Below are 14242 nucleotides of genomic sequence, written 5' to 3' on the forward strand. Positions count from 1 at the left end.
CTCAGCCCTCGGGCTCGGTGATGTCGGCAACGGTCGCGTCGAAGTGGGCGATGAGCGCGTCGCCGTCGATGGTCGCCGCAACCCCGTGTTCGCCGGCCCCGATGGAGACCGTGCGTCCCCGCACCAGTTCATCGGCCACCACGGGCAGCGGCGTCTTCGTGCCGAAGGGCGTGATCGTGCCGCGCTCGAAACCGGTCACCTCGAGAGCCGCGTCCGCGTCGGGCATGGACAATCGTGACACGCCGAGCAGCGCGCGGAGCTTGGGCCACGAGATGGTGCGGTCGCCGGGGACCAGGGCCAGGAGGTGGTCACCTTCGCCGCGGCGCACCACCATCGTCTTGATGATGTCGCGCGGCTCCACGCCGCGTGCCGCGGCGGCCTCCGCCAGGGAACGGACCCGCCCGTGCCGGGTGACGGTGTGGTCGATGCCTGAGGAGGCTAGTTCCTCGAGTGCGGGATTGGTCATGGCCTCAGCCTAGGTGCGCACCGTGCGGAAGAGCAGGGTCTGGGTGTCGTAGTAGGCGTCCGTGAGCCCCACGCGCTGCATGCCGATGCGCTCGGCCACGCGCTGCGACGCATGGTTCTCCGGGTGGGTGACGGCGACCACCTCAGGAAGACCCGCTTCCAGGATCGCCCGGAGGGTGGCGTCGGCGGCCTCCGTGATGTAGCCGTTGCCCGTGTGTTCGGCCACCTGGCGCCAGCCGATCTCGGTGTCGACCGCCTCGCCGCCTCCCGACGGGGGGATGGGCTTGACCATGATGATGCCCACTGCGGTGCCGGAGTTGGGACCCGTGGCCAGTTCGACGAGGGAGAAGCCGTGCACCGGGTGGTCCCTCAGCATCATGAACCGCTCGAGGTGGCGCCCGGCGGTGGCCAGGTCCGGCGTGGTCGACGTCGGGATGAAGCGCTGCAGGTCCGGGTTCTGGTGGAGGAGGTAGACGAAGTCCAGGTCGTCGTCGGTGAACGCGCGCAGGCGCAGACGTTCGGTGGTGAGGGGGATCATCGCTGACTTCGGCGCCAGGGGTTACGGGGCGGCCGGCGGTAGCAGGTCTTTGGCGTACCAGTCTGTGGCGTTCGGGTTGTCGTTGAACGGCTCCACCGAGTGGTATCCCTCCGCGCGGTACAGGCCGTTGGCGCTGTCGAGATCCGCGTTGGTGTCCAGCACCATGCGCTGCGCGCCCAGGGAGACGGCCCGGCGCTCCAGTTCGCGGAGGAACGCACGACCCAGGCCGGCGCCCCGCGCCCCCGGGGTGATGTAGAGGTGCTTGACCTCCATGCCCTCACCCTCGACGGGGCGGATCCCCCCGACGCCGATCGCCTCGCCGTCGCGTTCGGCCACGAGCAGCGCGCCCTCGGAGAAATCGGCGGGTTTGGGTTGGTAGGCGGTGTCCTCACCGGCCCACAGCGCGATGCGCTCGGCGAAGTACGCGTCGAGCAGGCGCGCGGCGGCGGGATCTGCGGCATCGGTGGCTCGGAACTGCAGCATGAGCGAAACCCTAACGGCTGGCTGGTGGGGTGCAGGGCAGGTCAGTCCGCAGGCCCGCACTTCACGCCGGTGGCGTGGTTCGGGCAGTAACCGCCCGGATTCTTGTGCAGGTACTGCTGGTGCTCGAGTTCGGCGTAGTAGAACGCCTGGCCAGGGGTGATCTCGGTCGAGATCGGGCCGTAGCCCTCGGCCGTGAGCCGCTCCTGGAACGCGGCCCGGCTGCGCTCGGCGGCCGCGCGCTGCTCCTCGTCCACCGGGAAGATGGCTGAGCGGTACTGGGTGCCCAGGTCGTTGCCCTGGCGGTAGACCTGCGTGGGGTCGTGGTTCTCCCAGAACAGCGTGAGCAGGTCGTCGTAGCCCACCTTGGTGGGGTCGAAGACCACCTTGACCGTCTCGGTGTGACCGGTGTGACCGGTGCAGGTCTCCTTGTAGGTGGGGTTGGGCGTGAAGCCGCCCATGTAGCCGGCGGCGGTGTTCAGCACGCCGTCCACCTGCCAGAACATGCGTTCCTCGCCCCAGAAGCAGCCCAGCGCGAAGTAGGCGACCTCGGCGCCCGCCGGCACCTCGTCGAGCGGGAGCCCGAGCACCTCGTGCCTGGGCATGGGGCTCAGGACCGGTGTGTCGCGGCCCTCGAGCGCTTCATCCTCCGTGACCATCTGCGGCGTGGACATGCGGGCGTTGAGCCAGGCCAGAACGTCAATCTCCATTCGCCAAGGCTACCCGGAGGCTGGGAAACGGACTAGGGCTGCTGCTCGTCCTCGCCGGTGATGATGCCGTAGAGACCGCGCAGAATCATGTAGGCACCCACGGCGCCACCCAGCACCCAGACCGACCGCCTGCCCAGCCCCACGTTCTCGTGACGCTTGCGGTCGTCCGGCTCGGCCTGCGGTACGTCGTCGGGGGTCTCGGGGTTGACCGGCTCGGCCTGCTGCTCTTGCATGGAGTCAGTCTGCCAGGCTCCGCCGGCAGATGGCCATCGATCTGGGGATGGTCGGCGACAGACAGAGTGGAAGGGCTAGAGCCGCCAGACGACGGGCTCCCCGCCCTGGTCCTCCAGCAGGCGGTTGGCGGTGCTGAAGGGACGGGAACCGTAGAAGCCGGTGCGCGCGGACAGGGGCGACGGGTGTGCGCTGGCGATCACGGGCGTCTCTCCCAGCATCGGCGCGGCCGACTGGGCGTCGCGGCCCCACAGGATGGCGACGAGGGGCCCACCGCGCTGTGCGAGCGCGCGGACCGCGCAGGCGGTGACCTCCTCCCAGCCCTTGCCCCGGTGCGAGGCGGGCGCGCCCGGCCGCACCGTGAGCACCCGGTTGAGAAGGAGCACGCCCTGCTCGAACCAGGCGGTGAGGTCGCCGTGCGTCGCCTGGGGGATGCCCAGGTCGGTCTCCAGTTCGCGGTAGATGTTGCGCAGGCTGCCCGGGATGGGCCGCACGTCCGGGTTCACCGAGAACGAGAGCCCCATCGCGTGGCCTGGCGTGGGGTACGGGTCCTGGCCGAGGATCAGCACCCGGACGTCCGCCAGGGGACGCGAGAAGGCGCGCAGGATGTGCTCGCCGGCAGGTAGATAGGTGAAACCGTTGGCCAACTCAGCGCGGAGGAACTCACCCATGGCGGCGATGTTCTCCTCGACCGGGGCGAGGGCCTCCGCCCAGTCCGGCGCGATGAGTTCCGGGAGTGGTCTACGCATACGTACAACCTTGGCACAGGGGTGGGCCCGCCGTCGGACCGGCTGAGCACTCTCCACACCCCTCAGGGAAAGCCCAGGGTTTCGAGAGCTGCACATCGGCTTTTCATTATGGAAAAGCGGGATAGCATTTTCACCATGAGCAACGCAGATCTCGGTCCAATTCTGGACGACCTGGCGGCCGGGCGCATCGACGCCGGCGAGGCCGCCACCCGCATCGAGGCCGCCAAGCGCGCGGCAGCGGGCGACCGCCCGCAGGACATCCCGCAGGACACCACCACGAAGGGTGGCCCGAAGGCCGGCGGGCTGTCCCGCGTCTCGGTCACCGCAGTGGGGCGCCGGGTGCGCATCGAGGGCGACCCCTCGGTGAGCACCCTCACGATCGACGGGCCGCACGTGCTGCGCCGCGTCGGCACCGTCATGGAGGTCAACTCCACCGGAGAGTTCGGGCCCAGCTTCACGGGCTTCTCGCTGATCCGGCCGCCCCGCAACCTCGACGACCTGCGAGACATCTCGCTGGGCAAGGAGCTCGTGGTCAGGGTCAATCCCAACCTCATCGTCGACGCGGAGGTCACCACCGGCGGGCTCCGCACGGTGGGGGTGCCCCGGCTGGGCCGCATCCGCGTGACCGCGGGCGGCTCCACCCTCGAAGACGTCCAGGAGGTGGAGGACCTGCTCAGCCAGGCCGGCGGTATCGCCGTCGAGGGGCCCATCAGCCTCGGCCGCTCGCGTCTCAAGGTCGAGTCGGGCACCCTCACCATCCACCTCACCAAGGGTGCCAACGTGACCATCCGTGGCGAGGCCCGGCTCGGGCGGATCAGCTGGCCCGACGGGGGCGACAAGGTCGACGAGTACGTGGTCGGCAACGGCTCCGCGCGGCTCGACATCGCCGTCGTCATGGGCATGGCCACCATCAAGGCGGATGACTGACATGGCGAAGCACCTCTACCACCCGCCGGCGGACTGCCCGGTCTGTGGCGACCAGCTCATCACCACCCGCAAGGGATGCCTCCACTGCGGCACGGAGATCGCCGGTGAGTTCGCCAGCTGCGAGTTCTGCTCGCTGAACGAGGCGGACCTCACGTTGCTGAAGGTCTTCCTCGCCTCGCGCGGCAACCTGCGGGAGGTGGAGAAGCACCTCCAGGTCTCGTACCCCACGGCGCGCGCCCGTCTCGACGCGGTCCTGGCCAAGCTCGGGCTCGACCCTGCGGATCCCGCCTCACAGCAGGCTCCCGCCCACCAGCAACTGCCTGACGCGGACGGTACGGAGCAGCAGTCGGAGTACGGCGACGCGGTCAACGGGAACCTGACGCCGGAGCAGCAGATCCTCGCCCGCGTCGCGCGCGGCGAGCTCAGCCCCGAGCTGGCCGCCCAACTCCTGGGCGACTGACCCGGCGCACGCGCCCACAACGAACAGGGCCGCCGTCCTCCTGGACGGCGGCCCCGGTGTTCCTGTTGCGAACTAGAGGGCCGAGACCTTCGTGATCCGGACCATCAGTTCCTTGCCGTTGGGCGCCGTGTAGCGCACCTCGTCGCCCACCCTGGCGCCGAGAATGGCAGAGCCCATCGGCGACTGCGGGGAGAAGACGGAAAACTCCACCGAATCATCGGTGCCGAGCACCTCGCGCGAGCCGAGCAGGAAGGTGTCAGTGTCGTCGTCGTCACCGTCGTAGGCGACCGTGATGATCTTGCCGGGCGCAACCTCGTCTGCGGCGCCTTCGGGTTCGCCCACCTGCGCGCGGCGAAGGAGATCCTCCAGTTGGCGGATCCGGCCTTCCATCTGACCCTGCTCTTCGCGGGCGGCGTGATAGCCACCATTCTCGGACAGGTCGCCCTCTTCACGGGCGGCAGCGATCCGTGCGGTCACCTCTTCGCGGCCGACGGTCCTGAGCTCGTTCAATTCGGCCTCGAGCTTGTCGTAGGCCTCCTGGGTGAGCCACACCACATCAGTAGCTGTTTCGGACATTGAGCCAGCCTATCAGCCGACCAGGCGGCAGCCTTCGATTCTGATGGCGGTCGCTTCTTTCACCGTGGTGAGGGTCACGTCGATGTTCGTGAGCTTGTCAGTGCCCGGTGGCACCTGCACGATGCGCTCGGCGACGGTCTCGTAGCTCTCCGCCTGGGCGTACATCCGGCACTCCGCGGCCTCCGACGGGTCTTTGCGCTGGACGACCACCTCTGCGGTGATCTCCGTGGCCGACGGCACCTCGAAGCTGCGGATCATCGCGACGACATCGGGGTTGGAGTTGCGCACCCCCGACAACACGGCCAGCAGGATGGCCGTCAGCACGGCAGCGGCGGCGAGACCTCCCAGCAGGTAGTCGGCGGGGCCCGCCTTGGGGTAGCGGGCCTTGATGCGGGCTTCGTCGGTGGTCACGGCACCCATTGTGCCCTGAGACGGGCATGGTGCTGATCCGGGGGAGGGCACAATACAGTCCATGTCCACCGCCGCCGCTCCCCAACTGAGGCTGTTGCACGTCCACGCCCACCCGGACGACGAGTCGAGCAAGGGCGCTGCCACCACGGCGAAGTACGTGGCCGAGGGCGTCGAGGTGATGGTGGCCACCTGCACCGGCGGTGAGCGTGGCTCGATCCTGAACCCGAAGCTCGCCGGTGATCCGGACATCGAGCGCAACATCGCGGAGATCCGCCGCGACGAGATGGCCAGGGCCCGCGACATCCTCGGCATCCAGCAGGTGTGGCTGGGTTTCGTCGACTCCGGTTTCCCGGAGGGCGACCCCCTCCCTCCTCTCCCCGAGGGCTGCTTCGCGCTCGAGGACCCGCAGGCGGCGGCAGGCCGGCTGGTGCAGATCATCCGGAGCTTCCGCCCCCACGTCGTCACCACCTACGACGAGCAGGGCGGCTACCCGCACCCCGACCACATCCAGTGCCACCGGATCACCGTCGAGGCCTTCCGGGCGGCGGCCGATCCGTACCAGTGGCCCGAGCACGGCACGCCCTGGCAGGCCGCCAAGTTGTACTACCACATGAGTTTCCACCAGAAGCGCTTCGAGCAACTCGAGGCCGCCATGCACGAGCACGGCCTGGAATACAGCGTGCCCACCCGTGACAACGACCCGTACTCCTACGGCCGGCTCACCACGTTCGTGCCGTGCGCCGACTACTTCCCCGTCCGCGACGAGGCGCTCAAGGCCCACGCCACCCAGATCGACCCCGACGGCCCGTGGTTCGCCGTCCCGCTGGCCATCCAGCAGATGGGCTGGCCCACCGAGGACTACCAGCTCGTCGTGTCGAAGGTGCCCACGATGATCCCGGAGGACGACCTGTTCGCCGGACTGCGGCCTGAGACGCTGGTGCCGGAGTTCATGATCTGACGCGCGAGGCCTTCGAGTGGAGCAGGTACGCCGCGATCACGCCGCCGGCGGCGCCACCCAGGTGGGCCTGCCAGCTGACGCCCGGCGCGCCGGGGAGCACCCCCAGCAGCACGGTGCCGTACAGCGCGAACACCACCACGGCGATCAGGATCTGCGAGATCTTCCGGGTGAAGATGCCCCGCACGAGGAGGTAGGTGAGGTAGCCGAAGATCACGCCGGACGCACCCGCCGTGATGGTGCCGGCGGCCGAGAGCAGCCAGGCGGTGAGTCCGGAGACGACGGCGCTCAGGACGGTCGTCACCACCCAGCGGATCGCCCCTGAGAGGTAGGTCAGCACGCCCAGCACCAGGAACGGCACGGAGTTGCTGATGAGGTGCGCCCACCCGAAGTGCAGGAGGGGCGCCCACACGATGTTGGGGAGGTCCGAGACCTCGCGCGGCTCGATGCCATAGGAGTCGAGCGCGTTGAGCGTCACCGCGTCGAGGATCTCAAGCGCCCACATCACGGCGAGCATTCCTCCCACGACGAGCAGGGCGGCGGCCAGTGGGGAACGGGTGGTGCGGGTTTCGCTCATGCCCCCATTGTGTCCGACGGGGCAACAGCCAGGACCCGCCAGATGGGGCCCGGGGGCGCACCAGATACCCTTGGGGACTATGGTCAACCGCCTTGCCCAGTCGTCCAGCGACTACCTCCGCCAGCACTCCCACCAACTCGTCGACTGGTGGGAATGGTCAGACGAAGCGCTGGGCAGCGCGCGTGAACTGGAACGCCCCATCCTGCTGTCGGTGGGTTACGCGTCGTGCCACTGGTGCCACGTGATGAGCCACGAGTCGTTCGACGACCCTGAGGTCGCCGAGTACATCAACGACCACTTCGTGGCCATCAAGGTGGACCGCCAGCAGCACCCCGACGTCGACGCTGTGTTCATGACGGCTACCCAGGCGATGAACAACGGTTCGGGCGGCTGGCCCATGACCGCCTTCCTGACGCCCGAGGGCAAGCCCTTCTTCACCGGCACCTACTTCCCGCCGGAGGCGGGCCCCGGCATGCCGTCGTTCCGGCAGGTGCTGGAGTCGATGGCCGACGCGTGGCACCACCGTCGCGACAAGGTGCGCGGCTCGGCCGAGTACCTCGTCAACGTGCTGTCCTCCCGCGCGGAGACCGTCGCGGGGGAGGCGCCGGATCTGCGCAAGGCGATCGACGACGTCGAGGCCGCCTTCGACGTGATCCACGGCGGGTTCGGCATCCAGCCGAAGTTCCCCAACCCCACGCTGCTGGACGCGCTGCTGGTCAAGGGTGACCCGCGGTCCCTCGAGATCGCGCAGCGCAGCCTGGAGCACATGGCCCGCGGCGGCATCTACGACCAGGTGGGCGGCGGGTTCCACCGCTACTCGGTGGACCCGGGCTGGGTGGTGCCGCACTTCGAGAAGATGCTGTACGACAACGCGCTCCTGCTGGGCACCTACGTGCGCGGCTGGCGTCGCACCGCAGATCACGACGGTGGCCTGCGCGCGCTGTTCGAGCGCACCGCGTACGGCATCGTCGAATGGCTTGAGCGGGAGATGGTCAGCGAGCAGGGCGCGTTCATCTCCGCCCTGGATGCGGATTCCTGTGACATCCGCGGCGCGGTGCACGAGGGCATCTTCTACCTCTGGAACCCCGAGCTGCTCGTCGACGCGCTGGGCGCCGAGCTCGGTGACTGGGCCGCAGACGTCTTCCACGTCACCAAGGGCGGCACCTTCGAGGACGGCCTCTCCACGCTGCAGTTGCGTGGCCGGCCGGATTACGCGCGCCTCGACGAGGTCGCCGGCAAGCTGCTTGAAGAGCGCGAGACGCGCTTCCGGCCCGCGTCGGACAACATCGTGGTCGCCGCCTGGAACGGCTGGATGATCTCCTCGCTGGTCAGCGGCGCGATGATCTTCGGCGAGAGGGGCTGGCTGGAACTCGCGATCCGCGCCGCGGAGTACCTGGCCGAGGTGCATCTGGTCGACGGTGAGCTGCGCCGCACCTCGCGCGACGGGGCGGCTGACGCCGCCGTCGGTGGCGCCGAGGACTTCGGCGCGGTGGCGGAAGCCTTCGCGCTCCTGGCCGGAGCCACCGGCGACTCCGCGTGGTTGCGCAGGGCGGAGGCGGTCCTGGAGCGGGCCGACGAGCTCTTCAGCCACGCCGACGGCGGGTTCTACGACTCCGTCGACACCGGCCTGTTCGAGCGCCCGCGTTCCCTCACCGACAACGTGTCGCCCAGCGGCACCTCTGCTCTGATCGCCGCGCTGCGCGTGGTGGCACAGTTGGCTGAACGTCCGGACTTCAGCGAGCGCGCAGACCGCGCCGCCCGCACCACCTGGGCGAGCGTGGCCGAGCACCCGCGGTTCGCCGGCGCGTCGCTGGCAGACCTACTGGTCTCCGACGAGGCGCGGCGTGGCCTCAAGCCCGCGGTCGCCGTCGTGGTGGGCGACGACCCGTTCGGCGAACTGGCCCGCGCGTCCTGGCGCCTCGCCCCGGCGGGGTCCTATGTGGTCACGGCCCCAGAGGGCGCCCAGGGGTGGGGGTCGCACTTCGAGCAGCGACCCGGCGGGTTCGTCTACGTCTGCCGGGGCACCGTCTGCTTCGACCCGGTCGATGACTACAACGACCTCAAGACGCCGCTCTGGTCCCGCGTCTGACGCTGCTTTGGCTCCCCGCCGTGAGCAATTGGATAGGGTCGTGATGCGACACGCCGGGGGATCTGTGCGCAACCGCGCGTGACCCCATCCAATTGCTCACGGAGGCAGCGACGATGCAGCGCTTGAACTGGAACGACGGCACCTGGACCACCCCGCCGGTGGAGGCCCGCGAAGACGGCACTGACCTCCTGGTCACGGCAGCCGAGAAGTCTGACGCCTGGCGCATCACCTCCTACGGGTTCGAGCGCTACAACGCGCACGCCCTCGTCGCGCCCCTTCCCCAGGACTCCGCGATGGAGGTGGTCTTCACCGCCGACTTCGACCAGCAGTTCGATCAGGCGGGCATCTTCCTCACCGCCGGTCCCGAGGCCTGGGTGAAGGCCGGCATGGAGTTCGCCGATGGCCACCCCACTGTGGGTGCGGTGGTCACCAACTCGCTCTCCGACTGGTCGACGGCGCCCGTCGACGAGTGGCGGGGGGAGAGGGTCCGGGTGCGGCTGTCGCGCGCCGGCGACGCGATCACCGTCCGGGCGGGCCTCGACGGTGGGGAACTGAGCCTGGTCAGGCTCGCCGCGTTCCCGGCCGACGCGGAGGTGCAGGCCGGTCCGTTCACCTGTGCGCCCGAGCGTGCGGGCTTGACGGTGCGCTTCCACGAATGGTCGCTCGGCGCGGCAGACGCTTCATTGCACTGAGCGATTTGCCCCATCTGGGAAGCAAGTTAAGAAAGTCACTTGACAAACCTGCCTGGCTGCTGTTTCCTCATGTTTAGAAAGACACCTTCTAAACCTGCGAGGGAGCAGAGACATGGAAACCGGTCCACTCCACAGTGAGCGGTTGGCCGAACTGGGAGCCGATAACCGAGCCCTGTGTGTCGCTGCCCTGCGACACCGCGACGGGCAGTCGATCGCGGATCTGGCAGCCACCACGGGTCTGTCCCGGCCGACCGTGCGGATGCACACGGAGGCGATGCTCGAACAGGGCTTGATCCACGCCGCCGAACGCACCTCCACCTCGAAGGGCGGGCGCCCCGCGTCGGTATTCTCGCTCAACCCGCGGGGAGCGCTGGTCGCGGTCTTCGACGTGTCCAAGCATGAGCACAGGTTCCTCCTCTCCGACCTGACCGGAGACATCCATGCCGCCTTCGTGGCCGAGGTTCCGGGCAGTGTCGCCATAACCCAGCGGGCGGATCTGGTGAAGGAGGGCCTCGAGCGGCTGGCTGGTATGGCCGGCGTGCCGTTCAGCACGATCACGCAGTTCTCCGGGTCCATCGGGGCCCAGGTGAGTAGCGGGGGAGCGATCCTACGCAACACCGGTGACGTGTCGCTGCTCGATGAGGACTTTGCAGACCGCTTCGGGCCGGTCACCCTCGAGAACGACCTGAAAGCGGCGTGCTACGCCGAACAACGCATTGGCCGGGCCCAGGGAATCCGCGACGTCGTGTACGCACTGGCCTGGCACCGCGTCGCCGCGGGCATCGTGCTCGACGGCCGGATCCGACGCGGTGCCCACGAACTCGCCGGCGAGCTGAACCTGGTTGACCCTGGCGTCGGCGCTCCTGATGACGAGGCCGACTGGGCTGACTGGCCCAGCTTCCTGGAGGTGCTCCGCGCCGCCGAGGGCGGTGACACGGCGGCGGCTGCCTCCGTGGAGCGCTTCTGCGGCCGATCCGCGCATCAGATCGCGATGCTCGCGACGAGCCTGGACCCGGAGATGATCGTGCTGGGCGGCCCGCTGGTCCATCGCAGCGACTTCTTTGTCGACAGGCTCACGGCGGCGCTTGATCGCTACCTTTCCCAAGCCCCCGCCTACGCAGTGCAACTCAGCGCGCTGCGTTCATGGGGACCCGCCTTGGGAGCGATGCTCCGGGGCCTTGAAGCACTCGAACGTGGGCTCTTCGGTGTGCCCAGCTTCGAGTACACGCTGAGCAATTCCACCGAAACGGATCTGCCTCTGCCCCGCAGGACGCGCACCGAGCGCGCTTCCTGAATCTCACCAAGGAGAAATCATGTCAATGAAGACACGCATGGCCGCGGGCGCAGTCGCCCTCTGCCTGGCACTGACCGCCTGTACCGGACCGAACGACGACGGGACCTCGGCCGCGGCGTCGGGCACCGTCAACTACGTGCTGCCGACGTCGTGGGCCAACGTCGAGGCGCTGAAGGAGGCAGTGAGCCAGTTCCAGCAGGACTCAGGCATCACCGTCAACGTGCAGGCCGTGCCGGACGAGAACTACAACTCCGTTGTCGGATCCAGGTTGGCCGGGGGCACGGACCTCGACGTCTTCGCTGGCGACTACAAACTCTTCGACGTGCCGAACGTCATGGTTGATGTCTCCGACGAGGACTTTGTGCAGCGCATGCCTGAGTCGTCGCTCGCCTCCGTCACCTGGACCGACGGGAAGATTTATTCCTTCCCGTCGCCCACCTCCGGTGCCACCTTCGGGGTCTTCTACAACAAGAAGGTCTTCGAAGCAGCCGGCGCCGAGGTGCCGGCCACTCTCGGCGAGTTCACCGAAACCATGGGCAAGCTCAAGGCCCACAACGTCACGCCGCTCTACCTCGCAGGCCAGGACGGTTGGACCCTGCTCCAGCACCGCAACGCCGTCAACCCGCTGATGAACCTTGAGGGCGACACCATCGCGAAGCTCAACGCCAACGAGATGCGCTGGGATGAGGTGCCGGCACTCCAGGCCCAGTACCGCGCGCTGGAGACATGGACGGCAGAGGGATACCTCAACAGCGACGCCCTCACCGGCACCTACGAGCAGTCCCAGAAGGCCGTCGTCGACGGCGAAGCCGGGATGCTGATCAACGGCACCTGGGTGATCGGCGAGATGGCGGCGCTGTCCGAGACGGCCAAGGACGACATCGGCTTCTTCCCCATCCCCTCCGAGGAGGGCCAGACCATGCTGGGGGTCTCCGGCGCGGACGGGCTGCACATCGCCAAGTCGTCGACCAATATCGAGGCCGCCAAAGAGTTCCTGAGGTACCTTGCCTCGGCAGAGGTTGCGCAGAAGTTCATGGACGCTGCCCCGGGCATCAGCAATTTCACGGATGTCACCGTCCCCGACGATGCCCCCGCGTCGATGAAGGACGTCGCCGCCGCCGTGGAGTCCGGGCAGACGACGCTTGCCATCGACAACGCTTCCGTCGTGCCAGCGCCTGAGAGCGATCTGATCGCCGACTACCAGATCCTGATCTCAGGTAAATCGACCGGCGCCGAGTTCCTCGCCGCTGAAGCCGACGGCATGGTTGCTGCCGGCAAGCAGGCCGGCGTCGCCGGATTCTGACCCACGCCGCGGGGGTCCTCCGGGACCCCCGCCTTCCCCTGGTGACGACATGTTCACAAGACGCGACCGCACGCGGCGGTACTACCCGGCCTGGTTCCTGGCCCCGGCGCTGATCATCTTCACGCTGTTCTACATCCTCCCCGCCGTCTTCGGGCTGGGCCTCTCGCTCACCGACGCCAGGCTGACCTCCTCGACGATGAACTTCGTGGGGTTGGCCAATTATGAGGTGCTGTTCTCCGCCGGGGGACAGTTCGTGCCGGCCGTCATCAACCAGTTCGTGTTCGCGCTCCTTGTCACGCTCGGCAAGACCGGGATCGGTGTCGCGCTCGCCCTCTTCATGGACCAGCGGTTCGCGGGCCGCGACTTCCTCCGCGCGCTCGTCTACGCGCCCATCATGATCTCGCTGGTCATCGTCGGCATGGTCTTCAATTTCCTTCTCGCCTCAGACGGATTCGTCAACGGGCTCCTGCGTTCCGTCGGTCTCGACGGGATCACCCGAGCCTGGCTGGGCGACTTCGACACAGCGCTCGTCACAGTGGCTGCCGTCGACGTGTGGGTCGGTGTCGGCTGGACCCTCGTCATCGTGCTGGCTGCACTCCAGGGTGTGCCCCACGACGTGCTGGAGGCCAGCCGCATCGACGGTGCCGGCCCCGGCCGCACCATCTTCGCCATCAAGCTGCCGCTCATCGCCCATGCGATCAACCTCGCGCTGCTGCTGACGTTCATCTCCGGGATGAAGGCCTTCGACATCATCTACGCCACCACGGGGGGCGGACCCGGGCATGCCACCGAGGTCATCTCGACCTTCATCGCCAAGCAGATGGTGACCGGTTCGCTGGCCGTCCCCGCTGCGGCGAGTTTTGCCCAGTTCGTCCTCATCACCGCGCTGGCACTGGTCATCAACATCATCATCAGGCGACGGGAGGCGGCGGCCGAATGAACAGGCTACTGCGTTGGCGCAACGGGCGCCGTCCCATCGCCAGCATCGCGATCTATCTTGTGTCGGCCGTCATCGTGGCCGTGTACATCATCCCGCTCTCGCTGGTGCTGCTGACCTCCGTGAAGGCGGAAACCGAGTCGCGGGTCATGGACTTTTCCCTGCCTTCCGAGTGGCACTTCGACAACTACACCACAGTGCTCTCGGTCCCTGGCGTGGGGCGCGGCATGATCAACGGCCTCATCATGGTGGTCGGCGTGACCGCACTGAGCGTGTTGGTGTGTTCGATGGCCGCCTTCGTGATCGCGCGCTCCCAGCGACGCTTCACCGTCGGTGCCTACCAGTACCTGCTCGCGGGGATGATCGCGCCCTTCAGCTTCATTCCTGCCATCAAAGTGCTGCAGGTCTTCGGCCTCTATGGCACCTACACCGGCCTCATCCTGGTCGACGTCGGTATCCAGATCCCCTTCATCACCCTGCTCTATGTCGGTTTCATCCAGCGGCTGCCGCGTGAGATCGATGAGGCGGCGATCGTCGACGGGGCAGGCCCACTGCGCCTCTTCTTCCAGGTCATCCTGCCGCTGCTCAAGCCGACCACCATGACGTGCATGGTGCTGCTGGTGACCTTCGCCTGGAACGAGTTTCAGAACGTGCTGTTCCTGATGCCCGACCAGAACAAATGGACCATGCCCATGACCGTGTTCAACTTCCAGGGCCTCCACTCCTACAACTACGCGCTGGTCTCCGCCAACATCGTCGTCTCCGTCATCCCGGTGCTCCTGGTCTACCTGTTCGCGCAGAAGCACATCGTGGGTGGCATGGTCGCCGGCGCAGTAAAGAGTTGATCT

General features: G+C 67.9%; 18 protein-coding genes. 9 read left to right on the forward strand and 9 right to left on the reverse strand.

Annotated features, from left to right (window positions below):
• Position 1 precedes the first annotated feature (1 nt).
• The 6 genes from J7D54_RS03270 to J7D54_RS03295 all read right to left on the reverse strand — a co-directional run bounded on the left by J7D54_RS03270 (position 2) and on the right by J7D54_RS03295 (position 3173).
• Positions 2-466, reverse strand: coding sequence for an aminoacyl-tRNA deacylase (locus J7D54_RS03270; RefSeq protein WP_076059951.1), 465 nt, complete (start codon positions 464-466; stop codon positions 2-4).
• Between the two features lie 9 nt (positions 467-475).
• Entirely contained in the window at positions 476-1003 is a 528-nt protein-coding gene (locus J7D54_RS03275; protein WP_182762160.1) for a GNAT family N-acetyltransferase, read from the reverse strand.
• Between the two features lie 21 nt (positions 1004-1024).
• Entirely contained in the window at positions 1025-1486 is a 462-nt protein-coding gene (locus J7D54_RS03280) for a GNAT family N-acetyltransferase (RefSeq protein ID WP_182762158.1), read from the reverse strand.
• A gap of 41 nt (positions 1487-1527) precedes the next feature.
• A complete protein-coding gene (msrA, locus tag J7D54_RS03285) occupies positions 1528-2193 on the reverse strand; it encodes a peptide-methionine (S)-S-oxide reductase MsrA (protein ID WP_182762155.1) in 666 nt (221 codons plus the stop codon).
• Positions 2194-2225: 32 nt separating this feature from the next.
• Entirely contained in the window at positions 2226-2426 is a 201-nt protein-coding gene (locus J7D54_RS03290) for a hypothetical protein (protein WP_182762153.1), read from the reverse strand.
• Between the two features lie 75 nt (positions 2427-2501).
• The gene (locus tag J7D54_RS03295) at positions 2502-3173 is read right to left on the reverse strand and encodes a uracil-DNA glycosylase (RefSeq protein ID WP_182762151.1); all 672 of its coding nucleotides are present in this window, start codon (positions 3171-3173) and stop codon (positions 2502-2504) included.
• 135 nt (positions 3174-3308) lie between these two features.
• Here J7D54_RS03295 and J7D54_RS03300 point away from each other — a divergent pair, with 135 nt between their 5' ends.
• Both J7D54_RS03300 and J7D54_RS03305 read left to right on the forward strand, forming a co-directional pair.
• Positions 3309-4100 (forward strand): hypothetical protein, encoded by a 792-nt coding sequence (locus tag J7D54_RS03300; RefSeq protein ID WP_182762149.1) that lies wholly within the window; start codon positions 3309-3311, stop codon positions 4098-4100.
• Entirely contained in the window at positions 4093-4560 is a 468-nt protein-coding gene (locus J7D54_RS03305) for a DUF2089 domain-containing protein (RefSeq protein WP_245244103.1), read from the forward strand. Before J7D54_RS03300 ends, J7D54_RS03305 begins: the two co-directional genes overlap by 8 nt.
• A 72-nt stretch (positions 4561-4632) precedes the next feature.
• Here J7D54_RS03305 and greA read toward each other — a convergent pair whose 3' ends face one another.
• On the reverse strand, positions 4633-5136 hold the full coding sequence (greA, locus tag J7D54_RS03310; RefSeq protein ID WP_182762147.1) for a transcription elongation factor GreA: 504 nt from the start codon (positions 5134-5136) through the stop codon (positions 4633-4635).
• 12 nt (positions 5137-5148) lie between these two features.
• Positions 5149-5547, reverse strand: coding sequence for a DUF4307 domain-containing protein (locus J7D54_RS03315; RefSeq protein ID WP_182762145.1), 399 nt, complete (start codon positions 5545-5547; stop codon positions 5149-5151).
• A gap of 61 nt (positions 5548-5608) precedes the next feature.
• Here J7D54_RS03315 and mca point away from each other — a divergent pair, with 61 nt between their 5' ends.
• Positions 5609-6505, forward strand: a complete 897-nt coding sequence (gene mca / locus J7D54_RS03320; protein ID WP_182762143.1) for a mycothiol conjugate amidase Mca — start codon at positions 5609-5611, stop codon at positions 6503-6505.
• On the opposite strand, the gene J7D54_RS03325 is transcribed toward mca, so the two are convergent.
• Positions 6495-7028 (reverse strand): rhomboid family intramembrane serine protease, encoded by a 534-nt coding sequence (locus J7D54_RS03325; RefSeq protein ID WP_182763316.1) that lies wholly within the window; start codon positions 7026-7028, stop codon positions 6495-6497. The genes mca and J7D54_RS03325 overlap by 11 nt on opposite strands.
• 130 nt (positions 7029-7158) lie before the next feature.
• Here J7D54_RS03325 and J7D54_RS03330 point away from each other — a divergent pair, with 130 nt between their 5' ends.
• From J7D54_RS03330 to J7D54_RS03355, 6 genes are all read left to right on the forward strand, one after another.
• Positions 7159-9168 (forward strand): thioredoxin domain-containing protein, encoded by a 2010-nt coding sequence (locus J7D54_RS03330; protein ID WP_182762141.1) that lies wholly within the window; start codon positions 7159-7161, stop codon positions 9166-9168.
• A 113-nt stretch (positions 9169-9281) separates the two neighbouring features.
• Positions 9282-9860: a DUF1349 domain-containing protein gene (locus J7D54_RS03335; RefSeq protein ID WP_182762139.1), complete on the forward strand. Its 579-nt coding sequence runs from the start codon at positions 9282-9284 to the stop codon at positions 9858-9860.
• Between the two features lie 112 nt (positions 9861-9972).
• On the forward strand, positions 9973-11154 hold the full coding sequence (locus J7D54_RS03340) for an ROK family transcriptional regulator (protein ID WP_182762137.1): 1182 nt from the start codon (positions 9973-9975) through the stop codon (positions 11152-11154).
• 19 nt (positions 11155-11173) lie between these two features.
• Complete coding sequence (locus tag J7D54_RS03345; RefSeq protein ID WP_182762135.1) at positions 11174-12457, forward strand: ABC transporter substrate-binding protein; 1284 nt, start codon at positions 11174-11176, stop codon at positions 12455-12457.
• A 49-nt stretch (positions 12458-12506) separates the two neighbouring features.
• A complete protein-coding gene (locus J7D54_RS03350; protein ID WP_182762133.1) occupies positions 12507-13397 on the forward strand; it encodes a carbohydrate ABC transporter permease in 891 nt (296 codons plus the stop codon).
• A complete protein-coding gene (locus tag J7D54_RS03355) occupies positions 13394-14239 on the forward strand; it encodes a carbohydrate ABC transporter permease (protein ID WP_182762131.1) in 846 nt (281 codons plus the stop codon). Before J7D54_RS03350 ends, J7D54_RS03355 begins: the two co-directional genes overlap by 4 nt.
• Positions 14240-14242 lie beyond the last annotated feature (3 nt).

The sequence above is a fragment of the Tessaracoccus sp. MC1865 genome, assembly GCF_017815535.1.
GTDB lineage: Bacteria > Actinomycetota > Actinomycetes > Propionibacteriales > Propionibacteriaceae > Arachnia.